The sequence below is a fragment of the Ekhidna algicida genome, from assembly GCF_051379705.1.
Taxonomy (GTDB): domain Bacteria; phylum Bacteroidota; class Bacteroidia; order Cytophagales; family Cyclobacteriaceae; genus Ekhidna.
This window is the reverse complement of sequence record NZ_CP179868.1, coordinates 638,359-663,578: the sequence shown is the minus strand read 5'-3', so window position 1 is coordinate 663,578 and position 25,220 is coordinate 638,359. Positions and strand designations below refer to the sequence as shown.

Annotated in this window: 25 protein-coding genes, 1 tRNA gene and 1 other RNA gene; 20 read left to right on the top strand and 7 right to left on the bottom strand. The window is 38.6% G+C overall.

All coding sequences use genetic code 11. The features are described 5' to 3' along the window. Positions 1 to 282 precede the first annotated feature (282 nt). Together greA and ACL8WY_RS02700 are read left to right on the top strand one after the other, a co-directional pair. Positions 283 to 753 carry a transcription elongation factor GreA gene (gene greA / locus ACL8WY_RS02705; RefSeq protein ID WP_436516805.1) on the top strand — a complete coding sequence of 157 codons (471 nt, stop codon included), beginning with the start codon at positions 283 to 285 and terminating at the stop codon, positions 751 to 753. Beyond that, positions 753 to 1,157, top strand: coding sequence for an HIT family protein (locus ACL8WY_RS02700; protein WP_436516804.1), 405 nt, complete (start codon positions 753 to 755; stop codon positions 1,155 to 1,157). The genes greA and ACL8WY_RS02700 overlap by 1 nt, the downstream gene beginning before the upstream one ends. 94 nt (positions 1,158 to 1,251) lie before the next feature. Here ACL8WY_RS02700 and ruvC read toward each other — a convergent pair whose 3' ends face one another. Further along, the gene (gene ruvC, locus ACL8WY_RS02695; protein ID WP_436518044.1) at positions 1,252 to 1,755 is read right to left on the bottom strand and encodes a crossover junction endodeoxyribonuclease RuvC; all 504 of its coding nucleotides are present in this window, start codon (positions 1,753 to 1,755) and stop codon (positions 1,252 to 1,254) included. Positions 1,756 to 1,808: 53 nt separating this feature from the next. Between ruvC and ACL8WY_RS02690 the strand changes: the two genes are divergently transcribed. From ACL8WY_RS02690 to ACL8WY_RS02635, 12 genes are all read left to right on the top strand, one after another. Next, complete coding sequence (locus ACL8WY_RS02690) at positions 1,809 to 2,714, top strand: hypothetical protein (RefSeq protein WP_436516802.1); 906 nt, start codon at positions 1,809 to 1,811, stop codon at positions 2,712 to 2,714. A 66-nt stretch (positions 2,715 to 2,780) separates the two neighbouring features. After that, entirely contained in the window at positions 2,781 to 3,890 is a 1,110-nt protein-coding gene (locus tag ACL8WY_RS02685; protein WP_436516801.1) for a glycosyltransferase, read from the top strand. After that, positions 3,887 to 4,141, top strand: a complete 255-nt coding sequence (locus ACL8WY_RS02680; RefSeq protein WP_436516799.1) for a transporter — start codon at positions 3,887 to 3,889, stop codon at positions 4,139 to 4,141. Before ACL8WY_RS02685 ends, ACL8WY_RS02680 begins: the two co-directional genes overlap by 4 nt. After that, entirely contained in the window at positions 4,138 to 5,325 is a 1,188-nt protein-coding gene (locus tag ACL8WY_RS02675) for a PP2C family protein-serine/threonine phosphatase (protein WP_436516798.1), read from the top strand. The genes ACL8WY_RS02680 and ACL8WY_RS02675 overlap by 4 nt, the downstream gene beginning before the upstream one ends. Next, complete coding sequence (locus ACL8WY_RS02670) at positions 5,322 to 5,942, top strand: polysaccharide deacetylase family protein (protein WP_436516797.1); 621 nt, start codon at positions 5,322 to 5,324, stop codon at positions 5,940 to 5,942. Before ACL8WY_RS02675 ends, ACL8WY_RS02670 begins: the two co-directional genes overlap by 4 nt. Continuing rightward, entirely contained in the window at positions 5,939 to 6,709 is a 771-nt protein-coding gene (locus ACL8WY_RS02665; RefSeq protein WP_436516796.1) for a TatD family hydrolase, read from the top strand. The genes ACL8WY_RS02670 and ACL8WY_RS02665 overlap by 4 nt, the downstream gene beginning before the upstream one ends. Positions 6,710 to 6,715: 6 nt before the next feature. Beyond that, on the top strand, positions 6,716 to 7,780 hold the full coding sequence (locus ACL8WY_RS02660; RefSeq protein WP_436516794.1) for an asparaginase: 1,065 nt from the start codon (positions 6,716 to 6,718) through the stop codon (positions 7,778 to 7,780). A gap of 90 nt (positions 7,781 to 7,870) precedes the next feature. Further along, a tRNA-Ser gene (locus tag ACL8WY_RS02655) sits at positions 7,871 to 7,958 on the top strand. A gap of 144 nt (positions 7,959 to 8,102) precedes the next feature. Further along, positions 8,103 to 8,924 carry a MotA/TolQ/ExbB proton channel family protein gene (locus ACL8WY_RS02650; protein WP_436516793.1) on the top strand — a complete coding sequence of 274 codons (822 nt, stop codon included), beginning with the start codon at positions 8,103 to 8,105 and terminating at the stop codon, positions 8,922 to 8,924. Between the two features lie 18 nt (positions 8,925 to 8,942). After that, positions 8,943 to 9,245: a hypothetical protein gene (locus tag ACL8WY_RS02645; RefSeq protein ID WP_436516791.1), complete on the top strand. Its 303-nt coding sequence runs from the start codon at positions 8,943 to 8,945 to the stop codon at positions 9,243 to 9,245. Continuing rightward, entirely contained in the window at positions 9,245 to 9,865 is a 621-nt protein-coding gene (locus ACL8WY_RS02640) for an ExbD/TolR family protein (RefSeq protein WP_436516790.1), read from the top strand. Before ACL8WY_RS02645 ends, ACL8WY_RS02640 begins: the two co-directional genes overlap by 1 nt. Before the next feature lie 8 nt (positions 9,866 to 9,873). Continuing rightward, positions 9,874 to 10,335, top strand: coding sequence for an ExbD/TolR family protein (locus tag ACL8WY_RS02635; protein WP_436516788.1), 462 nt, complete (start codon positions 9,874 to 9,876; stop codon positions 10,333 to 10,335). 50 nt (positions 10,336 to 10,385) lie between these two features. Here the strand turns inward: ACL8WY_RS02635 and ACL8WY_RS02630 are convergent, their stop codons facing one another. From ACL8WY_RS02630 to tsaD, 4 genes are read right to left on the bottom strand one after another with little or no spacing between them, the layout of a single operon-like run. Continuing rightward, positions 10,386 to 10,736 carry a hypothetical protein gene (locus tag ACL8WY_RS02630; protein WP_436516787.1) on the bottom strand — a complete coding sequence of 117 codons (351 nt, stop codon included), beginning with the start codon at positions 10,734 to 10,736 and terminating at the stop codon, positions 10,386 to 10,388. Between the two features lie 12 nt (positions 10,737 to 10,748). Next, a complete protein-coding gene (locus ACL8WY_RS02625) occupies positions 10,749 to 11,258 on the bottom strand; it encodes an HNH endonuclease (protein ID WP_436516786.1) in 510 nt (169 codons plus the stop codon). A gap of 4 nt (positions 11,259 to 11,262) precedes the next feature. After that, positions 11,263 to 11,730 carry an SsrA-binding protein SmpB gene (gene smpB / locus ACL8WY_RS02620; RefSeq protein ID WP_436516785.1) on the bottom strand — a complete coding sequence of 156 codons (468 nt, stop codon included), beginning with the start codon at positions 11,728 to 11,730 and terminating at the stop codon, positions 11,263 to 11,265. 23 nt (positions 11,731 to 11,753) lie between these two features. Continuing rightward, on the bottom strand, positions 11,754 to 12,755 hold the full coding sequence (tsaD, locus tag ACL8WY_RS02615; protein WP_436516784.1) for a tRNA (adenosine(37)-N6)-threonylcarbamoyltransferase complex transferase subunit TsaD: 1,002 nt from the start codon (positions 12,753 to 12,755) through the stop codon (positions 11,754 to 11,756). Between the two features lie 81 nt (positions 12,756 to 12,836). On the opposite strand from tsaD, the gene ACL8WY_RS02610 reads away from it, so the two are divergent. From ACL8WY_RS02610 to ACL8WY_RS02595, 4 genes are all read left to right on the top strand, one after another. Then, on the top strand, positions 12,837 to 17,258 hold the full coding sequence (locus tag ACL8WY_RS02610) for a translocation/assembly module TamB domain-containing protein (RefSeq protein ID WP_436516782.1): 4,422 nt from the start codon (positions 12,837 to 12,839) through the stop codon (positions 17,256 to 17,258). Positions 17,259 to 17,302: 44 nt separating this feature from the next. Further along, entirely contained in the window at positions 17,303 to 17,701 is a 399-nt protein-coding gene (locus ACL8WY_RS02605) for a hypothetical protein (protein ID WP_436516781.1), read from the top strand. Positions 17,702 to 17,711: 10 nt separating this feature from the next. Then, positions 17,712 to 18,056: RNase P RNA component class A (rnpB, locus tag ACL8WY_RS02600), an RNA gene on the top strand. Between the two features lie 23 nt (positions 18,057 to 18,079). After that, positions 18,080 to 19,237: a sigma-54-dependent transcriptional regulator gene (locus tag ACL8WY_RS02595; protein ID WP_436516780.1), complete on the top strand. Its 1,158-nt coding sequence runs from the start codon at positions 18,080 to 18,082 to the stop codon at positions 19,235 to 19,237. 230 nt (positions 19,238 to 19,467) lie between these two features. On the opposite strand, the gene ACL8WY_RS02590 is transcribed toward ACL8WY_RS02595, so the two are convergent. After that, positions 19,468 to 20,424, bottom strand: coding sequence for an acyl transferase (locus tag ACL8WY_RS02590; RefSeq protein ID WP_436516779.1), 957 nt, complete (start codon positions 20,422 to 20,424; stop codon positions 19,468 to 19,470). Positions 20,425 to 20,471: 47 nt separating this feature from the next. Between ACL8WY_RS02590 and ACL8WY_RS02585 the strand changes: the two genes are divergently transcribed. After that, on the top strand, positions 20,472 to 21,356 hold the full coding sequence (locus ACL8WY_RS02585; protein WP_436516778.1) for a hypothetical protein: 885 nt from the start codon (positions 20,472 to 20,474) through the stop codon (positions 21,354 to 21,356). Here ACL8WY_RS02585 and ACL8WY_RS02580 read toward each other — a convergent pair. Further along, on the bottom strand, positions 21,350 to 23,755 hold the full coding sequence (locus ACL8WY_RS02580) for an alpha-ketoacid dehydrogenase subunit alpha/beta (protein WP_436516777.1): 2,406 nt from the start codon (positions 23,753 to 23,755) through the stop codon (positions 21,350 to 21,352). The two genes, ACL8WY_RS02585 and ACL8WY_RS02580, sit on opposite strands and share 7 nt — an antisense overlap. Before the next feature lie 266 nt (positions 23,756 to 24,021). Here ACL8WY_RS02580 and ald point away from each other — a divergent pair, with 266 nt between their 5' ends. Next, positions 24,022 to 25,134, top strand: coding sequence for an alanine dehydrogenase (gene ald / locus ACL8WY_RS02575; RefSeq protein WP_436516775.1), 1,113 nt, complete (start codon positions 24,022 to 24,024; stop codon positions 25,132 to 25,134). Positions 25,135 to 25,220 lie beyond the last annotated feature (86 nt).

Genomic DNA, 25,220 nt, shown 5'->3' with positions numbered 1-25,220 from the left:
ATTCCGATGTACCTCTGTCTAAAGAAGGTGAAACTTGTTCTTTTTCCGATAAAGATTTTTGCTAAACGAGCCATGAGAATTCTTAATTGAATTATTCTAATATTTTAACATCAATATTAGGAGATCGTGTATTTAAACTGTTGTAGATCAAAACTTTGAAATAGTCAGTTTCTTGATTTTGAGATTAGCAATACTGTATATTTGCACTATCAAAATATGACGACACAAGAAAACGGCTTCAATGTGAGGCCGTTATTTTTTGTTTAAAGGGGTACTATCATTATGGCAGTTAATTACTACACACAAGAAGGACTTGATAAACTGAAGGCTGAGCTGAATGAGCTCAAGACCAAAGGAAGAAGTGATATGGCTAAACAAATAGCTGAAGCACGTGATAAAGGGGATTTAAGTGAGAATGCAGAATACGACGCGGCAAAGGAAGCGCAAGGTTTATTAGAATTGAAGATTTCTAAGTTGGAGAACGTAGTAGGGGATGCACGCGTAATCGATGAGTCTTCAATTGATACATCCAAGGTATCTATTCTTTCTACAGTTAAGATCAAGAATAAGAAAAACAATATGGAGGTGACTTATCAGCTGGTTGCAGAGGAGGAGGCTGACTTAAAAAGTGGTAAAATATCTGTTCAATCTCCAATAGGCAAAGGGTTGCTGGGAAAGAAAAAAGGAGAGAAGGCAAAAATCACCGTACCTGCCGGCGACATTGAATTTGAAATCCTGGATATTTCAGTCTGATGTCAACCATCTTTACTAAGATAGTCGAGCGTGAGATTCCTGCACATATTGTAGCAGAGGATGAAAATTATCTCGCTTTTTTGGATATTAATCCACTGGTAGATGGACACACACTGGTGATTCCTAAGAAAGAAGTTGATTACATTTTTGATCTGGATCATCAGACGCTAGCAGGTTTATTTTCCTTTTCTAAAGGCGTTGCAAAGGCGATTGAAAAAGTCATTACTTGCGAACGAATTGGTGTTTCTGTTATCGGTTTGGAAGTGCCGCATGCGCATGTGCACTTAATCCCAATCAATGCAGTAAACGACATGAACTTCAGTCAGATGAAGCTTTCACCAAGCAAGGAGGAATTGGCTGAGACGGCAAAAAAGATCAAAGAAGCTTACGATATTAGTCTTTAGCAATTGGTAACCGCCAATAAGATATTTAAACCTACCTATTGTGGGTTTTTTGATTATTGATCTCTTGAATAGAGATAGTCAAAAAGAAGAAAAATTATTTAATCCGGCCCGGATTATCGGCGATAAACGACTTCCAGCTTTTCTTCCCTCCACCACCAAGCACGGACTTGGAAGAGTAATGATGGCAGATTGCGACAGCCAATGCATCCGTTGCGTCTAGCAGCTTTGGAGCTTCCTCAAATTTGAGTAGCGTCTGAATCATATGAGCTACTTGCTCTTTGCTGGCATTGCCATTTCCTGTAACAGACTGTTTCACCTTTTTGGGAGCATACTCATGAATGGGCATATTTCGATTGAGGGCAGCTGCCATGGCTACACCTTGAGCTCGTCCAAGCTTAAGCATTGACTGCACATTTTTCCCAAAGAAGGGTGCTTCAAGTGCCACCTCATCCGGCAAATATTCTTTGAGTAGTTCGGTGACACGCTCAAAAATTTTCTTCAGTTTTATCTCGTGGTTTTTATACTTGCTAAGATGGATTACTCCAAACTGGATCACGCTCATTTTTTCACCTTTGCAATGGATCAATCCATATCCCATTACATTCGTGCCCGGGTCAATTCCTAAAATGATTCGCTCTTTAATCGCCACAAATGCAAATTAAGAACAACCATCCAAAGAACCTCCATAAGTCATGGATCATTGCATTGATCAAACTGGCACTGCTATCAGGATGTTTGTATTTCATATATCACAAACTACAAAGCCAATCTACATCCATAAATGAGATACCGATTCCGAATGGTTTTTGGCTCACACTTTTCACTGTTACTCTGCTAATGATTGTCAACTGGCACCTTGAGGCATTTCGTTGGAAATTGTCAATAGAACAATTTGAACAAATATCCATTCTTGAAGCATGGAAAGTAATACTGGCTGGACTGGCACTCAACTGGATACTTCCATTTACAACCGGAGACCTGCTCGCTCGAATTTCACATCAGAAGGATAAATTTCAAACCACTTCAGCAGCCGTTCTAAATAGAGGTATCATGTTATCATTTACACTGATTATCGGGCTATATGGAACGAGTTTTTTAGCTCAGAATTATGAATGGAATGGTTGGTTCGTGTTTAGTCTTCTAATAAGTATACCCTTGCTCAAACTTCTTTTGAAAGATTTCATTAATCGATTCATGAAGTATTTCAAGGGGCTTTCCAGAGAATTACTCATGAGAGTAGTTACAATCTCGTTATTACGATATACTGTATTTGTCTTACAGTTCTACCTTTTACTTACAACTTTCTTACCTCTCATTGAGCCACAGATATTGATTGGAGGAATTGGATGGATATTTCTTGTTCGATCCGCATTGCCTCTTTTCTTTGGGGGAATAGGCGTGCGCGAGGCTTCCGGACTCTTTTTCTTTGAACCATATGTTGCACAGCTTGAATTGGTGATTGCACCCGTATTTCTAATATGGATTATTAACATAGTTATGCCATCATTAGTAGGACTGCTGTTTGTAATACGATCAAAGCCATCATTTGCCAGCTGAGTTGAGTTTGTCATTTTTAGCCAATTGCAAAACCTCTTGTCCAACAATTCGGGTTAACATTGCGTGATGATGGTTCTGATCATAATATTCACTATTATCCATGTGCTTTTCTATTTGAAGTTAGCATGGGGATGGAGACAAATTCCAACAGTCTCTAGCGAAGAATCATTAATCCCATTTTCTGTAGTTATACCAGTTAGAAATGAAGCGGATAACATTGAGCGGATCTTACAAAGACTTGCTGTTCAGGATTATCCCGAAGATCTGTTTGAAGTCATAATTGTGGATGATTTCTCTAATGATCAGACAGTTCCGATTGTTCATCGACTGAAAGAATCAATGCACATTACCATTCGGTTGATTCAATTGGAAAATCAGGAACGGCAAGGGAAGAAGCATGCATTGACAGCAGCTGTAAGAGCGGCAAAACATGAAACCATACTCACAACTGATGCCGATTGCTGGTTTGAAAAAGAGTGGATCAGGTCATACAATAATGCTTTTGAAGAAAGTACCAATATGGTAGCTGGGCCGGTCGCGATAGAAGGAAAGGGTTTATTCGCTCGACTTCAACAGGTTGAGTTTGCTGGGTTGATGGGTTTTGGAGCGGTCACGATTGCACATGAAAATCCAAGTATGTGCAGTGGTGCTAACCTGGGATTTAGAAAGAGAGCATTTGAAGAAGTAGGAGGATATACCAACAACCTTTTTACACCTTCTGGAGATGATGAATTTTTGTTATTCAATATCATGCGAAAATTCCCCAATTCCACACATTTTTTGAAAGAGGAAAAAGCCGTAGTAAAAACCCCTGCCCACTTGAAATTGAGTTCATTTATTAATCAAAGAGTAAGATGGACTAGTAAGTGGAAACACAACAAAAACTGGAAAGTAAGGGTCAGCGCGGTGCTTTTTTTTATGGACTATTTGTTATTCTATGGAGCGATGGGTTTTGCATTTTTGGGAAGAATTGATCCATCGCTTATCAGTTTGATTATTGTTGCCAGATTTTTCTCGCTTTTTTTGTTTGTATCACCAATTAATAGATTCATGAAGGGAAAAGGTAGTTTTTGGGCATTACTGATCTTTCAAATAATTTATCCATTGCATGTCTTATTCATGGGTATGAATTCTATCTTTGGTTCTTACACCTGGAAAGGAAGGAGATACAGATGACAGACGCAGAATTTGACATCATTGATGAGCTTTATTTTGTAACCGCCTATAATGACCTGAAGGAAGCGACTGAATTTTCAGATGAAATGCTAAAAACCAACTTGGTAAATATGGTCAAACAGGGATGGATTCGTGTTTATAAGTCGGTGAATGAAGAGTCAGAGCTAGGGAAGCTAAACCTCGAAAACGATTTTCAATCCTATTTTTATCTTGCTTCCAAAAAAGGACTATTTGAACATAACACTCAATGAAGGAAACTTCGCTAGACATAAAGGATCTCCAGCTCAATGCTCTACTTGAGGTTACTCAGGCTGTGAACAACAATCTGCCGGAGGATGACTTGCTAAAGATTTACAAGTTTACGCTCCTCGCAGATCTAAAAATCAATAAGTTGGCACTTTATACACAACAAGATGGAGAGTGGGTGTGCAGAGTGAATTTTGGGACTAAGGAGGATTTGATTGGAAGTCCTTTACCAGCAGAATACCTCGATCTCAAGAATCAGGTTGGAACGGTAGAGACTTCATTTAGTGAATTTGATTCCGTATTTCCAGTCTATCATAAGAGTAAGCTTCTATCGGTTGTATTCATAGAAACGGACGCTAAGCTTGGCGTTCAAAATCGCTTCTTGAATGCCCTGACCAATATCATTCTTGTGGCAATAGAGAATAAGAGACTTGCCAGACAGCAGATGGAGCAAGAGGCCTATCGGAGAGAATTGGAGATTGCCAAGAAGGTTCAAAATTTTCTATTCCCGAAAGAACTTCCCAAGATTGAGCGGTTACAAATTGAAGCATTCTATTTACCTCATCATGATGTGGGAGGAGATTATTATGACTACATACAGATCGATGAAAATAGATTTCTTGCTTGCATAGCTGATGTTTCAGGTAAAGGAGTACCAGCGGCCCTATTGATGTCCAATTTTCAAGCATCGTTACGAGCGCTGGTTCGACAAACTAAAGACCTTTTGGAGATCGTCACCGAACTCAACCACACCACTTTTGTAAGTGGAAACGCTGAAAATTTCATCACATTTTTTGCCGGTATCTACGATTTCAAAACAAAAAATCTTGAATATATCAATTGCGGACACAACGAGATTATTCTCAAGAATGGGAACAATATAGAGCTGTTGAATGACGGGACCACCGTTCTGGGTATGTTCGATCCACTGCCATTTATAGAAACTAAGAAACTAGAAAAATTGGAGGAATTTTTCCTTTTTGCCTATACGGATGGCCTTACGGAAACATTTAATGAAAAGGAAGAAGATTTCGGTTTTGACCGCTTGCTAGAAATTATGAAGCAAGATTGCCCGGAAGACTTGTCAGATCTGCATGATCAGATTTTAAAATCGCTAAACGAGTTCAAAGGTGGTCGGACATTTCACGACGACATCACCATGCTTTCCTGCCTTATTCAAAACAAATGATCCGGTTTTATAAGACACCAAGGATTACCAAAGCGCGATACCCAGAGTTAATTTGGAATATTGATTCTGAAGAATCCATCTATTTAACGTTCGACGATGGACCAAATCCGGAAACCACTCCATGGATAAAGCATGAATTAAGGAAAGTTGGAGCACAAGCCACTTTCTTTTGCTTAGGTAAAAACATTAGAGAAAATATGACCCTAGCACAAGAATTGTTGGATGAAGGCCATGTGATTGGAAATCACACATATAATCACTTGAATGGTTGGACAACCATAAACCTGGACTATCAAGAAGACATTCGAGCCTGTGATCAACAACTAATGATACTCGGAGTTCACAATCAACTCTTTCGACCTCCATACGGACGCATCAAGAAAGGCCAAATCAACGCACTTAAGAACCGTAGAATTGTCATGTGGAGTCACTTGTCTTGGGACTTTGATCCGAAACTAAATATTGAAAAAAGCATTGATAAAATGAAGCAGGCAAAACCCGGCAGCATTTTAGTTTTCCATGATTCAATAAAAGCATTTGAAAATTTGAAAATGATGCTTCCAGAAATATTATCTTTTTTCACCTCAAAAGGATTTAAACTCGAGTCCATAAAATGATTGATTCACACGCCCATATTTACCTGGAACATTTTTCCGATGATATTGATGATGTTGTCAATCGTGCACTCGAGAGCGGAATCAAGAAAATATTACTGCCCAATATAGATAGCTCCACCATCGATCAGATGTTTGAGTTAGAAGCCAATTATCCGGGTATTTGCTATCCAATGATGGGGCTTCATCCTTGCTCGGTGAAGGAAAACTTTGAAGAAGAGCTTCAACGCGTCGAGGATTGGCTAAATAAACGACCATTTTTGGCAGTAGGAGAGATGGGCACAGATCTGTATTGGGATAAAACTTTTTGGGAGCAACAGAAAGAAGCATTTCATTTTCAATGTGAACTTGCACTTAAGCATAACCTGCCAATCGTAATTCATTGCCGAGAAACTATAGATGAAACCATAGAGCTGGCTGGAGCTTATAAAGGAAGAGGACTCAAAGGCGTGTTTCATTGCTTTACCGGAACAGTTGATCAAGGAAAAAGAATCACCGAAATGGGATTTTATCTCGGACTTGGAGGCGTGAGTACATTTAAGAATGGAGGGATGGATCAAATAATCCCTCATCTTGATCAGACGAAGATTATTTTGGAAACGGATAGTCCCTATCTCACTCCAGCGCCGCATCGTGGTAAGCGAAACGAGCCCGCTTACGTTTCGCTTGTACGAGACAAAGTGGCGGAATATTTAAATACTTCAAAAGAAGCGATTGATGAATTGACAACAGCAAATGCAAATGCGCTATTTTTCCCCTCTAAAAAGTGATTTCTATTGAAGTACAAGATTGTAAATATTAATGAGATAGGTGAACGTTCCGTCCTGATAATCTACACTGGAGGCACCTTCGGAATGGTTCAGGATGCAAGTGGGGCACTCGCTCCTTTCAATTTTGGTAAAGTTGTAGATCGTGTTCCAGAATTAAGACAATTCAACATAAGACTCACGGTTATTTCTTTTCCAAAGCCAATCGACTCATCCAATATTCTCATCCAGGATTGGAAAGATATGGCCTATATCATCGAAGAAAATTACTCACAGTATGATGCTTTCGTTATCCTCCATGGAACTGATACAATGGCATATTCCGCCTCCATGCTTAGCTATATGCTTAATGGTCTTAATAAGCCTGTAATATTCACAGGTGCCCAGATGCCAATAGGCTCTATTCGTTCGGATGCAAGAGAAAATCTTATCACAGCATTGGAAATTGCGGCGGCTCACACAAATGGGCAGCCGATTATAAGTGAGGTTTGCGTCTATTTTAATTACCTGCTTTTGAGAGGTTCACGCTCTCAGAAACTTAGAAGCAGCACATTTGCGGCCTTTGAATCGGAAAACTATCCTGCATTAGCTGAAGCAGGCATTGAGATAGAATTTAACTATCCTGCATTAATGCCATTTGACCCGGACGCACAATTAAGAGTCAAAAATGAAATGGATTCGAATGTTGCTATTTTGAAAATATTTCCAGGTATAACTGAGCATGTTGTGCAATCGATTTTATCAAATCCAGCCATTAAAGGTGTAGTGATGGAAACATTTGGTTCAGGGAATACAATGAGTTTTGATTGGTTCATTGAATGTCTGCAAGAAGCAATTGAGAATGGTAAAGTCATCTTAAATGTGAGTCAGTGTGTGGGGGGCGAGGTAGAGCAGGGTAGATATGAGACCAGTAAAAAATTGAATGAAATAGGGGTTTTGAGTGGTGGAGACATTACTACAGAGGCTGCGATTACAAAAATGATGTTTTTGCTTGGCTCGACTGGTGATATAAGTGAATTGAAGCGGATGTTGACCTATTCATTAGCTGGGGAAATGGACACTTTGCCTGAATGAAATACTGAGAATGACCTTGATGTTCGAATAAAACTTGCATAAAGGTATTTTTCATGATTTATTTGTAGCCCGTCAAAAGTGACGACCTACAGAGAGGTGGCCGAGCGGTCGAAGGCGCACGCTTGGAAAGCGTGTATACCTCAAAAGGGTATCGAGGGTTCGAATCCCTTCCTCTCTGCGAATTTTTTTGCAGAGAAAGACTTTCAGGGTTCGACTTTTTTTATGAATGGTGCGAATTTTGTGGGAATGAAAATGCAAATTTGGATTTTACTAAAACTTAAATATTTAACTAAACCGAAGACTTAACTTACAAGACTGAATTATGAAAAAGTTATTGACTCTCTTAATGTTGGCAGGTGTTTTTACCTTCAGCGCTACAGCGCAAGAGTTTTCTGATGCTGCGGCAGATTCTGCAGATGTAGACTCAGCGCAAACCGAAGAAGTATATGAAGAGCCTGTAGAAGAAATCGCTGAGATTGTGGCTCCAGCAGAAGAAGCTGCGCCATCTAAAGGATTTCACCAAGTAGTAAAAGAACAGTTCATCGATGGAGGGCCAACTTTCATGGGTATCGTTCTTGCATGTTTGATTCTTGGTTTGGCTATCGCTATTGAAAGAATTATTCATTTAAACATGGCTTCTACAAACACGAAAAAGCTTCTTGCAGATGTAGAAGATGCTTTGAGTGCAGGTGGTGCTGACGCAGCTAAAGAAGTTTGCCGAAACACAAGAGGCCCTGTTGCATCAATTTTTACTCAAGGACTTTTAAGAATGTCTGAAGGTGTTGAGATGGTTGAGAAGTCAATTATCGCTTACGGATCTGTAGAAATGGGTAAACTAGAAAGAGGAATGATTTGGATCTCACTTTTCATCTCTCTTGCTCCAATGCTAGGTTTCATGGGAACTGTAATTGGTATGATTGAAGCATTCGACGCTATTGCAGAAGCAGGTGATGTATCTCCAGCTCTAGTAGCAAGTGGTATTAAAGTGGCACTATTGACTACAGTAGGTGGATTGATCGTTGCTGTAATTCTTCAGCTTTTCTATAACTACCTTGTATCAAAAGTTGATTCAATCGTAAACAGCATGGAAGATGCTTCTATCTCTTTAGTAGATCTTCTTGTTAAGCACAATCTTTCTAAATAATCTAAATCACATTAGACTATGGTAGATGTAGGATTATTTATATCATATATACTCATTGGTGTTTGCATACTTACTGCGGTAGGCATGCCACTAATGAAGGCAATGAGCGATCCAGACTCATTAAAGAAAATGGGAATGGGAGTTGGAGGATTAGTAGTAGTTTTCTTAATAGCATTTTTTACTGCTAGTGGAGAAAACTCTGGTGATGCTTCTACAACAACTGCGAAACTAGTAGGAGCAGGATTGACAACTTTTTACATTCTTGCAATCGCAGCAATAGGCGGTATTGTATATACAGAAATTAAAAAAGCAGCTGAATAATGGCGAGGAATAAAGATAGAGGCACTCCGGAAGTGAGTTCAGGCTCTATGGCTGACATTGCCTTTCTTTTGCTCATTTTCTTCTTGGTAACTACCACGATAGCAAATGACAAAGGAATACTAATGCAGTTACCTCCTCCACCAGAACCAGATCAGCCAATAGTTGAGTTTCAAGAAAGAAACATCTTCAAAATTTTGGCGAACTCAAATGATCAACTTTTGGTAGAGAACGAGGTATACGTCAAGCCAATGTCGGAGCTAAAAGAAGAGATCAAGGCATTCATTTTGAACTTTGGTAATCCAGATCAATCGGGTATTGATACATACAATAGCTTGCCATCTCAGATGAAAGCCAGAGCGAAGCAAAGTTCTGAATCTTCTGATCATCCAGGAAAAGCCGTTGTATCATTTAAGGCAAATAGAGGAACGAGCTATGAGTTGTATATAGATGTATTAGATGCTGCTCAGGCAGCATATAATGAAATCTATGCAGAGCGAGTAGGAATTACAGCCCAAGAATACTTGGAACTGGATAAGTCGAAAGACGTGGAGAAAAGAATGTACGAGCAAGGTAAGCTTGGTATTCCAAAGGCGATCTCAATTGCAGAACCAGATAAATAAGTTGAATTATGTCGAAGTTTAAGAAAAGTTCGAGTGCATCTCAAGATATACCAACGGCAGCATTGCCTGATATTATCTTCATGTTGCTATTCTTCTTCATGGTTACAACTGTGATGAGAGAGCAAGAGATTTTAGTAAAGCAGATTCTTCCAAAAGCAGACCAGCTTTCCAAGATTCAGAAAAAATCTTTGGTAAGTCATATTTACATTGGTGAGCCAAGGAATGTTGGCACTTATGGTGCTGAGCCTAGAATCCAGACAAATGATGTTTTCATGGAAGCTGATGAATTAACTCTTTTTGTTAATCAAGAAAAGGATAAACTATCAGAAGCAGAGAGGGATAGAATTACAATGGCACTGAACATTGATTCTGAAGTGAAGATGGGTATTGTTTCCGACGTTGAACAAACATTGAGGAAGTCGAACGCAAGGAAGATTCTCTACAAATCTTTAAAGGGAGTTAAGAATTAAGTAATTTTCAATTATATATAAAAAAGCCTGATCATACGATCAGGCTTTTTTTATTCTTTAAACTGCTTCTTTTTCTCTTTTAGCCACTTTTCATATTCCTTTTTCGCATCGTCTAGTGCATTTCCCAATTCCTTCTTAGTAGCTTTTCTTAACTTATCAGCTTCATCAATTACCTTTTTCCGTTGCCTTTTTAGTTTTCTCAGAGCAGTTTCGATATCTCTCTTAGCATCTTCAGCGGCTTCTTTGGTCTCCTCTTCCAGCTGACTTATTTCTTCTTCAATTTCTCGTTTTTTTTCTTCAAACCGTTCAAGTGTTTCTTCTCGTTCAGATTCTTCCTCACCTTCCTCCAGGTTGCAAGAAAAACTCAGAATGCCGATAAAAAGGATAGCGATATATTTCATAGTCTTAATTGCTTAGGCACTGGCTTTTTTAGGATTTAAATATGGAGTCCAATCGTCTCGATAGGCACCATTATTCATTCTAAGAAACGTAATGTAAGAAGGCTTGATCGGTGCTTTACTTAGCTTCATGCCAACCTTTTCTAAAGTGAAATCACTCTTGCGAGAATTGCATTTCTTGCATGCTGTTACCAGATTAGTCCATGTCGATTTACCACCTTTAGATCTAGGCACTACGTGATCAATCGTTAGCTCTTTATTTGTCCCACAATATTGACACCTTCCTCCATCACGCTTGAAGATGTTGTGACGACTCATGACAACACCTTTATATGGAATACTTATGTAATATTTGACTTTAATTACAGATGGAAAAGGAAAAGAATTCGAAATGGATCTCAGTCGTTTGTCTTTGATATCGGAAATAAGATCTGCTTTTTTAAGAAACATAAGCATAAAGGCACGCTGTACCGAGCATACAGTGAGAGGTGTGTAATCTTGATTTAATACCAGTACAGTATTCATAATATCATATTTTCATCCTGTCCAATTCTCGTTTTTGGTCCTTCTTTTTAATGCTGTCTCGTTTATCGTAGATTTTTTTACCCTTTGCAAGCGCAATTTCTAACTTAGCTAAGCCACGTTTGTTTATATATATCCTTATGGGAACTATAGTTAAGCCTTTCTCATCCATTTTTGACTTAAACTTTTCCAGTTCCCTTTTCTTTAGAAGAAGCTTTCGATCCCGAGTCATATCATGACTCTCGAAACTAGCCTGTGAGTAGGGTGATATATTCATTCCTTTCACGAACAATTCGTCCTTTCTAAAAAAACAATACGCTTCCTGTATGCTTGCCTTTCCTTCTCTCAAGGATTTGATCTCAGTTCCTTTTAGCATAATGCCAGCCTCTGCCTTTTCTACAAATTCATACTCATAGCTCGCCTTGCGATTCTTGATCTGAATGTCGTTAGAAAACCTACTCTTATCCTTGCTCATGGTTTAAATATATAGTAGAGTAGTTAAAATGGCATTCTAGGAAGTGGACTATCAGTCAAATCACCAAAAGCTCTTTGTTCGAATAATAAGTGACCACTAATTGCAATCATACCTGCATTATCTGTGCAATATTGAAAGTCTGGAATGAAGGTCGTCCAACTACTTTTCTTTGCCTGAACTTTAATTGCATCCCTTAGGCCACTATTGGCTGAAACACCACCGGCTATTGCAATCTGGTCAATGTTCTCTTGAATAGAGGCCTGAACTAGTTTGTGCATGAGCATGGAAATAAGTGTTTGTTGAATACTAGCTGCCAGATCTTGTATGTTTTTTTCGATAAAGTTTTCATCTATTTTAATTTCATTTCTTAAGAAGTAGAGAATGGAAGTCTTGATACCACTAAATGAATAGTCTAGCGCGGGCATCTCAGTCTCTGCAAACTTGAAACGATTTGGATCTCCGTCTTTGGCCAGTTTATCTATCATTGGACCGCCGGGATAAGGTAGGCCCAATAATTTAGCAGCCTTGTCAAACGCTTCTCCGACGGCATCATCTTTTGTTTGGCCCAAGATGATCATATCAGTGGCGCTATTCACTCTTAAGATTTGTGTGTGTCCCCCACTAACTGTCAAGCATATAAAAGGATAGCTTGGTTTAGGCTCATCGATGAAATGGGCCAGTACATGAGCTTTCATATGATGGATGGGTATCAATGGAATGCTAAGGGATGCCGCCATAGACTTAGCAAAACTGTTGCCAATGAGCAATGCGCCTAGTAATCCAGGTCCTCTCGTGTAGGCAATCGCATCTAGCATTTCTGCGTTAATACCGGAATGCTTCATTACATGATCAACAACTGGCACTATATTTCTTTGATGTTCTCGGGATGCCAATTCGGGTACTACGCCTCCGTACTGCTCATGAATGTCTTGGCTAGCAATTTCATTATTGATTACTTTGCCGTTAATACAAATAGATGCTGAAGTTTCATCGCAAGAAGACTCTATGCCAAGAATAATTGCCACTTTTTTTTGAAGGCCAAGATAACTATATCACAAGTCCGCAAGGTACTCTGGAAGCTTTTTTCAGGAGTTTTCTTCTATTCTATGGCAATTTTTTTGGTTATTATTCTCCTTCTTCAATTACGCCCGGTTCAAACATTTCTTGCTCAGAAAGTACTCTTGGAGATATCAAAGAAAACGGACCATGAAATATCGATAGATAGAGTGAAGATATCTTGGTTAGATCGGGCGAGTCTTGAACAAATACTTGTGAAAGATCTTGAAAATGACACCCTTCTCTATTCGAGAAGTGTTGAGGTGAATTATTCTATAAAAAATATCATAAATGGAGAATTTTTAAGTCTGGAAGAAGTAAGCGCTAATGACCTGAGGCTAAAGCTTATCAAATACGATTCTGCTTCTAAGATAAACCTCTCACAGTTTCTAAATGCGCTAAAAAAGAATACGACTAAAAAGGAGTCAAAGCCCCTTTATGTTGATCAAGTAGATTTGAAAAACTTAAAATTTAGTCTAAGGAATAAAGCTAAAGAACCGGATAGATCCAAGTTGGATTTTGCAAACTTGAGATTTGGAATCCCCGATATTAATGTAGCTGAACTGTCACTTGTATCTGATACTATTTCAGGAGACATAATACAAATGTCCGGTGTTGAGCGCAATTCAGGATTTACGATCTCAGAATTCAACACCAAATTTTATCTAAGTAATAAATCACTTAGTGTTGATAATCTAAACTTTAGAACACCAACAAGTCATATTTCAGATAGCCTGGAATTTTTCTTCAACGGACTTGATGATCTTGGGCATTTTGTAGACAGTGTTTCCTTTATTCTCCATTTTGAAAATTCTCTAATCTCCCATGAAGACCTGAAAATTGTTTTGGGCACCGATAAGGTTAATGAGGATATTGCTATTGATGGGATAATATGGGGAACTGTAGGGGATTTCAATATTGAGGAAACAAGATTTGGTTATGGTAAATCCTATTTTGTAGGTGGTGTGAGTTGCTTTGGCCTTCCAAATATCAAAGAAACATTCATATTGGCGGATCTAACAGATTCTCATGTAATTCCTTCTGACCTTAGACCTTACATTGGGGATTATGCAGATAATCTACGCCAAATGGGAAAGATTGATTTTACAGGGAGTTTTGCGGGTTTTTTGAAAGACTTTGTAGCGAGAGGTAACTTTGTAACTGATCAGGGTTCGGTTCACACGGATATCAATTTGAAAATTCCTGAGAACCCCAATAATATGTCCTATGATGGTAGTTTAGAGTTTAAAGACCTAAATGTTGGAGCCTTCTTTCAAAATCAGATAGCTCAGGTGGTTAATCTCAAAGCAACAATAAATGGCAAAGGAATAGTCCCCGAGAATGCTGAATTTGACTTGAGGGCACTTATTTATAATAGTGGTCTTAATGGATATGTATATGATAGTGTCGAGGTTGACGGAAAATTTGCTAAGAATTTTTTCGAGGGCCAATTTTCTGTAAGTGATCCTAACTGCGCGCTAGATGGAATAGCCCAAATTGACTTCAGGCAAATTCACGAGGTTTTGAATGTGAATATGAATGTTGAAAAAATCAATGTTGATGAGCTCAAATTGTCATCTCAACACATATCTGCGCAAGGGAAAATTCAACTAGAAGTAAAAGATATTGATATTGACGATTTTACAGGGAGTCTAGCTATCGACTCTGGATTTATATCTATTGATGACAAAGAAGTTGATTTAGACTCAATCCGAGTAAGCGCAAATTTTGAAGATAGTACTCGGGTTATTAAAATGGCCTTTCCTGGATTTAATTCAACATTGGAAGGAAAGTTCAAGATTTCAAATGCACTTAAGGATATACCAATAATGGCTTCTAGTTATGCAAAGAAGCTTAAGTTGACTAATGATACTACCAATCACGAAACGAGTGGTGAAAACTATAAATTATCCTTAAACGCAAAAATTGATAACATTTCGGAATACCTCGATTCATTAAAACTTCCCTTTGATTTTGGTGGTGCTACACTGATTGAATCAACATTCAGGCAAAGTAAAAATGCCAATGTGTCGATATACATAAAGTCAGACACGTTTACCTTGGGCACGAATGAATTTCACCAGCCAGTATTGGAAATTAATGGCTCAACTGATCTTGAAGCGTCTGATATACTTACCAATTTCATTTTAGAATCATCAAAGCAAGTTTTCGACCGAATGCCAAATACTGAAGACCTGCTTCTGGAAGGTATTTGGTACGATAATAACATTGATCTGACGACTCACATTAGCCAGCCAAGCACCGCCAGCGATGTTAGAATTGAAAGTAGTCTTGTTTTATCCTCTGATTCAATAGTTATTAAAATGTTACCGTCAGACATTAAACTGCTTAATGATAATTGGACATTTAATCCTACCAATAAAGTTGTCATAACTAAGCAGAAAGCATCAATTTCAAATTTTGAAATTTACGATTCTAGTGAATCTATAGTAGTTGAGGGAGTTTATGCTGATTCTACTCAGACAAATATTGAAGTTTCGACTGAGGATCTCAATATGAATAAAGTAAGTCTGTTTTCTGATGCAGAGATAAAAGGATTTCTCAATGGTAACTTTAAGATGTTTAAACAGACGAGCAAAGACCCCTTTAAGTTTGATGGAGCTTTTTTGCTTAAAAACTTAATCTATGATGATCTGGCAGTTGGAGATATCAGCGGCTCTTCTGAATGGAACCCTGTTAAAAAAAGTATTTATACTAAAGTAAACGTAGAGCGCGAAAATGTAAATGCCATTGAAGTTGAGGGATATTATTTCCCTTCTCAGATTACGGAACAGTTGGATTTTGCTATCAAATTTGATGATGCTGATTTAAAAATGGGCGAACCATTTTTGAAAGAAAACTTTTCTGAAATTGAAGGTGTGGCAAGTGGGGCATTAAAAATATCAGGAACTGTTGCTCAGCCTAGAGTCCTTGGTAGTTTCAAAATCTTAAATGGGGGTCTGAAAGTCGATTATCTAAATACTAGCTATTCGTTTGCCGGTCAAGTAAATTTTGATCCCAATACCATCAGCCTCTCAAATTTTGATTTGGTTGATAGAAAAGGTTCAAACGCTATAGTAACTGGAGCTGTTCAACATAGATCCTTCGAAAATTTCATTTCAGACATTACCATTCGGGCTAATAATTTCGAATTTCTCAACACCACATCTTTGGACAATAGTCTCTATTATGGTTCAGCCTACGGGACCGGTATTATCAATATTACTGGACCACTTAATGATTTGAATATCAAGGCAAACATTAAAACAGAAGCGGACACACGTTTCTTCGTGCCGGTTTCTGAAGGTACAGCGGTGGGTCAGGAAGAATATATAACCTTTGTAAACTTCGCAGATACTACTCGGGCTGTAGTAGAGGAGGATTTTAAAATTTCAGGTCTTACTTTAGATTTTGATATAGAGGTGACACCTGATGCATACTGTGAGTTAATATTTGATATAAAAACAGGGGATATCATCCGAGGGCGTGGAAGAGGTAATTTAAAATTACGTCTCGATACCGATGGTGATTTTAATATGTTTGGTCCACTCGAAATAACAGAAGGGGCTTACAATCTAACAATTGTCAATCTCCTAAGTAAAGAGTTTGATGTAGTACCTGGAAGTAGAATTACATGGTATGGAGATCCCTACAATGCGATTATTGACCTGAATGCAACCTACCAACAAAGAGCTTCTTTTGAAGGCTTGAAGAACCCTGATGATCAAGATCCTTCACTTCTGTCTCAAAAAGTACCTGTTTCAGTAATCCTAGAGTTGGACGGTGGTATGCTTTCACCTCAGATTGGCTTTGATTTGCAATTGCAAAATGAGTCTGATGCAACAAACGAAAACATTCCGGCATTGTCTCAAATACGGAATGATGAGCAAGAACTTAAGCGCCAGGTTATTAGCCTACTAATTCTCAAGCGATTTTCTCCAAGGGAGAGTTTTACATTGGGAGGAGGCAACAGCTTCGGTAATAGTGTTAGCGAATTCGTATCGAGTCAGGTAAGTTATTTGGTAAGCCAAATTGATGAAAACTTAGAAGTTGAAGTTAACCTTGCGGACATAGATGATGAAAATTTCAATACGTTTCAACTTCGTTTTGCCTACACCTTTTTGAATGGCCGCTTAAAAGTGACACGGGGTGGTGATTTTGGTAGTCAGGATGACAATAATACCAATGTCCTTAATGACCTAGTTGGTGATTGGTCAGTAGAGTACAGCCTTACGAAGGATGGAAGGCTCAGAGCAAAGGTATTCAGCAATTCGGATCAAAGGATTCAGGTAAATGAAAATCAGCAGAATCAGGAATTAGGCATCAGTTTACGGTTCGTACACTCTTTCAATGACATTAGCGAACTTCTCACCATCAAGAGGGATGAAGCTCTTCTTCGTAGGGAAGAGGAAGAAACAATCGAAGAAGAAGGCAAAGCAGAATCAGATCCTAAACAATCGCTGGATAGGTAATTCGATTTGGAATTATTATCTTATGTAGATAAAACCAAATCGCCATGAATTACAGAAAATTTAGTGAGAACTACGCAAAGGAAATTGGGGGAGAGTTCCGGGAGTATGATGAAAAGCAATCAGTCATTATTGTTCCCTTAAAGAGAGGAAGATTCCAAACGGTCACAGGCCATATAGCTACTCATGCTGGGTACGATCGCGAGGTAGTTCATTTGAAATCTAAAGTCTGTGAATTATCCTACGATATTCCATTTCAAGAATGTCTTGAAGCTTCTAAAGATTATCCATATACCAAATTTGTGGCTGAAGATGGATTCCTGAAAGTAGAAGCCATTAATTTTCTGGTAAATCTAAAAGATGAGATGGTGAAAGAGATGATTCAAGAAATTGCGAATCACGCAGATGATTGGGAATTAAAAATTACTGGTAAAGACATTCATTAATACATTTGTAATCGCAAGTCGACCTGTCGCTCCTGTGTTTGCAGGAGAGGAAAGTCCGGGCAGCACAGAGTAGCGTACTTCTTAAGCGGAAGCATACCTTTTTGGTAGAGAGAGAGTGCCACAGAAAACAAACTACCCTCCGGGGAAAAGGTGAAAAGGTGAGGTAAGAGCTCACCGGGCTCATGGTGACATAAGCCGCTTGGTAAACCTTACGCGCTGAAAGACCAAATAGGTTCTACAATTGAGGATTACTCGTCCGAGTAGAATTGGGTAGGTCGTTAGATCTTATTGGTAACAATAAGGCCAGATAAATGATGGGATAGAACAGAACCCGGCTTACTGGCTTGCTTTTTGTACTTTATTAAATTAAAAAATCCAATGGCTAAAATTCTTGTAGTTGATGATGAAAAGAGTATTAGAGATGCTCTAAGTGATATTCTTGCAGAAGAAAAGTATGATATACTTACAGCAGAAGACGGTGAAGATGGATGGAGTAAATTAGAGCAGGAAAAAATTGACTTGGTCCTCTGCGATATTAAGATGCCAAAAATGGATGGTATGGAGTTGCTAAGTAAAGTATCGGAGGAAGGTTTAGATGTGCCTTTTGTCATGATCTCCGCCCATGGCACTATTGATACAGCTGTAGAAGCTACTAAGAAAGGGGCGTATGATTTTATTCAAAAACCACCAGATTTGAATCGAATTCTCTTGACAGTTAGAAATGCACTCGACAACTCAAAGCTTTCCACTGAAACCAAGGTCTTGAGAAAAAAAGTAAGCAAAGGATACGATATAATCGGAGGATCAAAGGGAATCGTTGAAGTAAAAGATACTATTGAGAAAGTAGCTCCAACAGAAGCTCGAGTACTAATTAATGGTGAGAATGGAACTGGGAAAGAGCTTGTGGCAAGATGGCTTCATGAAAAAAGTAACAGGTCTAAAGCCCCACTGGTTGAAGTAAATTGTGCTGCCATTCCTTCTGAGCTTATTGAGAGCGAACTTTTTGGACACGAAAAAGGGTCGTTTACTTCTGCTCACAAACAAAGAATTGGAAAATTCGAACAGGCACATGGAGGCACATTATTCTTGGATGAAATAGGAGATATGAGTTTATCAGCTCAAGCCAAGGTTTTGAGAGCTTTACAGGATAAAAAAATCACAAGGGTTGGTGGAGATAAGTCGATTAAAGTGGATGTGCGGGTACTTGCAGCGACCAACAAGAACCTAAAGAAAGAGATAGAAGTCGGTAATTTCAGAGAAGATTTGTATCACCGACTAAGTGTAATGGTCATTACTGTTCCTGCACTGCGGGAGAGAAAAGACGACATTGGTATGCTAGTAGATCATTTTCTAGAACAAGTAGCTCATGAGTATGGCACGGCTAAGAAGTCAATTGATAACCAAGCAATTAAGCAACTAGAAAATTTTGAGTGGACAGGAAATATCCGCGAATTGAGAAACGTGATTGAGAGGTTAGTCATTATGTCTCAAGACACAATCACCAAGGAAGATGTGAATAAGTATGTGGAGGCTTAAGCGTTAACTTCCTCTTTCTTTACTTCTTGAGTATCTTCTTGAGCATATGTAGGGCAAGTTCTTTGAGTACATGCGCTCATTGCCAAAATAATAACTGCTAGTATCGTAAGTTTTAGTTTCATATGCGGTTTAATTCAATGTGAGGGCTATTTCATTACCTAACCCTTCAAAAATAGGAGAAATATTCTACTATTCAACAGCTAATCGTTTAAAATATTTTATGATTTTCGCTAAATCATCAAGTTACATCCACGAATGTCACTATTATCAAAACGACCGAGAACTTCAAAAGTGTCATTATTTAATATACCTAGGTCTTTTGTTTCAATAAAACAGCAAGAATCTATATTCGCAAGATCAATGATGTTTATTCCTCCAGTTTTATAGTCCGGCAGGTAGGTGAAAGGATCATTAATGTCTCTAATAAAACATTTAGCCCAAGGTGCAAATTGGAATGTTCCGTTTTTACCATATGCCTGACTTTGTAGTTCAGTCATTCCATACTCAGACCATATTTGGTCTACACCAAATCCTTTTTTGAGCGCTGCATGCAATTCGTGTCTGATTATTTCTTTACGTCTTCCTTTCATACCTCCAGTTTCCATTACAATGGCATTTCTAGTATTGAAATGGGATTCTGCTAAATCTAACAATGCATAGGAAACACCTACGATCAGCTTTTGGACCGAGTCTTGCAGAAGATCTTTAAGGTCATTATTTATGAAGTAGCCGGAATCTGGTAGACTGAACTGAAGGAAATAATCCACCATACTGATTAGCGAGGAATCACCCTGAGATTGATAGGAGGGAAGGATTGCAATTATTTTATAATTAGAAAGTGAACCGAAATGGTTTTCAAACGCTCTTTTTGCAGAATTATGATAATGATCAAGATCTTTTATAAAATGTTGACTTCTGCCGGTGTCAGTGGTTCCACTGCTCTTAAAAATTTTATTTTCTTTCCAGCTTCCGCTTTTTATCGCATGATTTTTGAAGAACTCAATGGGAATAAATGGTATTTCTAGCAGACTTTTTACGGTCTTTGGAGTTCTTTGAAGGTTGTTGCAATAGTCTTTATATAATTCGCATGAATAATATTGATATTCAAAAGCAGCCAATGAACTATCATTGAAGTTTTTTTCGTTTATTTCAAATAATGTATGTTTAAATTCTTCAGCGAAAATCATAATCCCAAGTCATTAGGGGCAAAGTAGATTATTTTTGTTTTTATCATATGAATCGACTCTTAAAATATGTGTTACCGATCATGATCATTGCACTTACAAGCTGCTTTGACAAAGATATTTTTCCTGACACTCCTAAAATAGCTTTTGAGGATATCGTTTTTTATGACGGAGCTACAACGGATTCACTTATCCTCACTTTTTCGTTCGAGGATGGCAATGGAGATATAGGCATGATAGAGTCTCAGGATGTACTGCCGCCATTTAATGAATATGATGTATATCTAGATTCAAGGGATAGTGTGATTACTGAAGCAAATATCAATGAAGCTGTTCCTCCAATATATACCGCTCCACTTATCACCGAAAACTTCATTCCTATTGGCATTTCAAATAATACCCTTATCGTAGAAAGCTCACAAGGTGATTATCCAATTTTAGCATTTGGTAAAGAGCTTTTCTCGGAGAATTTGAATGATGTGCCGCTGGTATGTCCAGGGCTAACTAATCAGGACGGAACATTCTTATCAAATACAACTCTAACTCCTTATGTTGTGGGTGAGGGAGGAAATATAGTCCCTTCTGATGCGGGAACGCAAAGAATATCTTCGGCTCTTCCGGTTCATCGAATTGAAACATATTTCAATTTTATAATTGAGTTTCAAAAGAAAGTTGGTTCTGATTATGTACCACTAAATTATCAACAGATTTTCGGCACAGACATTTGCGATATAGGTGTTTTCAATGGGCGCATACCCCAGTATGATCCAGAGGGAAAGAGTGGAATATTCACGTATTCTATCCAATCTGCCGTACTCCGATTAGCTTTTCTCGATGATGTTATTCGAGCAAAATTCTACATTTATGATAGAGAAGGTAATAAGAGTAATGAGGTTACCACACAAGATTTCGTTCTAAAAGACATTACTCAATAAATGCTCGGGTAACTCTCTGGATTAACCTCTGCTATAAGATCATATACTTTATCAAACACTTCTTCAACATTCGGCTTAGAGAAATAATCACCATCACTTCCATATGCAGGCCTGTGATTTTTAGCTGTTATTGTTAGTGGCTTTGAGTCTAGGTGAAAATATCCGTTATCTCGCTCTAGAATTTGTTGCATAATAAATGCCGAAGCTCCTCCTTCTACGTCTTCATCAACAACGACTAGCTTATTCGTTTTTTCTAATGAATCAACGATTGTATTTGTCAAATCGAATGGAATAAGAGTTTGTGCGTCAATCACTTCTACCTCTACACCTTCTTCAGCCAACTGATTTGCAGCTTCCATAACTACTCTACATGTAGAACCGTAGGTTACGATAGTAGCGTCAGTCCCTGATCTTAAAATTTCTGGTTCGCCCAATGCGAGTTTGAATTCTGTGAGATTTTCCGGAACCCGTTCTTTCAGCCTATATCCATTTAGGGATTCGATAACTAGAGCTGGATCATCACTCGACATGAGTGTATTGTAGAAACCTGCAGCCTGAGTCATGTTTCTCGGTGTAAGCACGAACATGCCTCTCAGGGAATTAAGAATCATGCCCATCGGAGATCCCGAATGCCATACACCTTCCAATCTGTGACCTCTGGTTCTTATGATTAATGGAGCCTTTTGTCCGCCAAACGTTCGATATTGTAAAGTAGCCAGGTCATCGGATAGCGTTTGGAGCGCGTAGAGTAAGTAATCTAAATACTGAATCTCGGCAATTGGTCTCAAACCTCTAATTGCCGCTCCTATTCCTTGTCCAATAATCGTGGTTTCACGAATTCCGGTATCAGTAACTTTTAGCTCACCATATTTTTCCTGAAGGCCTGCAAACCCTTGGTTAACATCTCCGATTTTTCCAACGTCTTCACCGAAAGCAAATATTCTTGGGTCGTTGGCAAGTAAATGATCAAAACAAGCATTCAAAACCTCTCTTCCATCAACTAGTTCACTAGAGTCAGAATATGTCGCAGGTGTGGTGCTTATGTTTAATGCTGAATCCGATGATTCACTATATAGCTTAGAACTATATTGATTGTGATATGACTCGCTTTTTTCTTCAAGCCAATTAATGAGATTTTGTTTTTCTCCGGAATGTTCACTCTTTAGATACCTAAGTACTTTTTTGGCAGCTCTCACGATATGTGATTTTTCCGGATTCAACTCTTTTCTGAGTTCTTCAGAGATGGATAATATTTCTGATTTTTTTGCTGATGAAATACCAGCTTTTTCAATTAGGCTAAGAACTTCTTCGACTTCTTTTTTAATGTCAATGCTGTAAGCTTTCCAAGCAGCATCTTTTGCTTGCTTAGCGGCTTGCTTGGCTTCTTTCTCTAGCTGATTCAGTTCTTCTTCGGTTGCCAGCTTCTCATTTTCAATCCATTCTCGCACCTTCAAGATACAATCATGATCTTTTTCCCAGTTTAATCTTTCTTTGGTTTTATATCTTTCGTGAGATCCGGAAGTGGAGTGTCCTTGCGGTTGAGTTACTTCAACTACATGAATCAAACACGGTGTGTGTGTTTTACGCGTTAGATCAACAGCTTTTTTGTATGTTTCTAGCAGTCCAACGTAATCCCAGGCTTTTACTTTTAGTATTTCAAAGCCGGGCTTATCTTTTGTTTTCTGGAAACCGCTTAGCGCATCAGATATACTCTCTTTGACGGTATGGTATTTCTGAGGAACGGAAATTCCAAACCCGTCATCCCAAACGGACATTACCATAGGTACTTGAAGGACTCCTGCAGCATTCATTGTTTCCCAGAAATGACCTTCGGAGGTGGATGCATTACCAATAGTACCAAATGCAATTTCATTGCCTTTGATGGAAAAGTCTTCTAACTCACTTAAATCCTTATTCTCTCTATACAGTTTAGATGCGTAAGCCAACCCGAGTAGTCTCGGCATTTGGCCGGCAGTAGGAGAAATGTCTGCACTGCTATTTTTTTTGTCAGTTTGGGTAAGCCATTCTCCCTTTTCATTAAGGTAGCGTGTTGCAAAATGACCGTTCATCATCCTTCCGGCTGAAGCGGGATCGGCATCAACATCTGTATGAGCGTAAAGCTGAGCAAAAAACTGTTGCGTATTCAGCTGCCCTATTGCCATCATAAAGGTTTGATCTCTGTAGTATCCTGACCTCCAGTCTCCATTCTGGAAATACCTAGCCATTGCTATTTGAGGAATCTCTTTGCCATCACCAAAAATCCCAAACTTTGCTTTGCCCATAAAAACTTCTTTTCTACCAATCAGACTAGCTTCCCTGCTCTCTACTGCAAGTCGATAATCTTGGAGAACTTCTTGTTTTGAAATGGATAGTTTGGTTTTATTTTTAGCCTCGCTCATAATGGAAGAGATTTAATTGTTTTCATCCTTTATCACTTTCAAAAATACGGAAAACGATCCACTTTTAAAAAAGGTTGCCTCCATATAAAACTGGGTTTCAAGTATGATGACTTGATTAAATAGATATAAAATTTTGATTTATTTGAAAAATAAAAATTAAATTCTAATAATATTCAAATTCCTATCATCCTTATTTTGTATTTCGAATTGTTTGGTTGTCTATAATGAGCACACCCTATATTTGCCATCCCTTAACAACTTTAACCATGATAATAGGCGTTCCAAAAGAGATTAAAAACAACGAAAACAGGGTGGCAGTCACGCCATCCGGGGTAGTAGAGTTTACTAAAAGAGGTCACGAAGTTTACATACAGTCAACGGCTGGGGATGGTAGTGGTTTTACTGATGATCAGTATGAAGAGGCAGGAGCTAAAATCCTTCCCACGATCGAGGCAGTTTATGATATAGCCGAAATGATCATTAAGGTAAAAGAACCAATTGAGCCCGAGTATAAGTTATGTAAAAAGGATCAACTCATCTTCACCTACTTCCATTTTGCTTCATATGAACCATTGACTAAAGCTATGCTCGAGAGCGGAGCTGTTTGCCTTGCATATGAAACCGTGGAAAAACCTGATAGATCATTGCCATTATTGGTTCCTATGTCAGAAGTAGCAGGTAGAATGTCTGTTCAAGAAGGAGCCAAATATCTTGAGAAGCCTTTAAAAGGACGTGGTATTCTTTTAGGTGGAGTTCCTGGCGTCCGACCTGCTAAGGTTATGATTTTAGGTGGTGGAATCGTTGGAACAAATGCAGCTAAAATGGCGGCTGGAATGGGTGCAGATGTTACCATTCTGGATTTAAATCTTCAAAGGCTGCGATATTTGGACGATATAATGCCAGCGAATGTCAATACGTTCATGAGTAGTGAATACAACATTCGCGAACTCATCAGTACCCATGATTTGATTATCGGAGCGGTACTAATTCCTGGAGCGAAAGCACCAAATCTTATTACTAAAGACATGCTTAAAGACATGCAACCTGGAACAGTATTGGTAGATGTTGCAGTTGATCAAGGTGGTTGTATTGAAACTTGTACGCCAACAACCCATGAGGATCCAATTTTCATTATCGATGATGTAGTGCACTACTGTGTTGCAAATATGCCTGGCGCAGTACCTTATACCTCTACTTTGGCGCTGACAAATGCGACGTTGCCTTATGCGATTCAATTAGCTAACAAAGGATGGAAACAGGCGTGCAATGATAGTAATGAGTTGAAACTTGGTTTGAACGTGATCAATGGTGAAATTGTATATAAAGGAGTGGCGGAAGCATTTGATATGCCTTACACTTCAGTGGAGAATTTCTTGTAGGTAAGATGATTACAAGAAAGCCCGCTCGCAGTTTGTGAGCGGGCTTTTTTATTTCCATTCATCGTATACATATGACCACTCGCTTC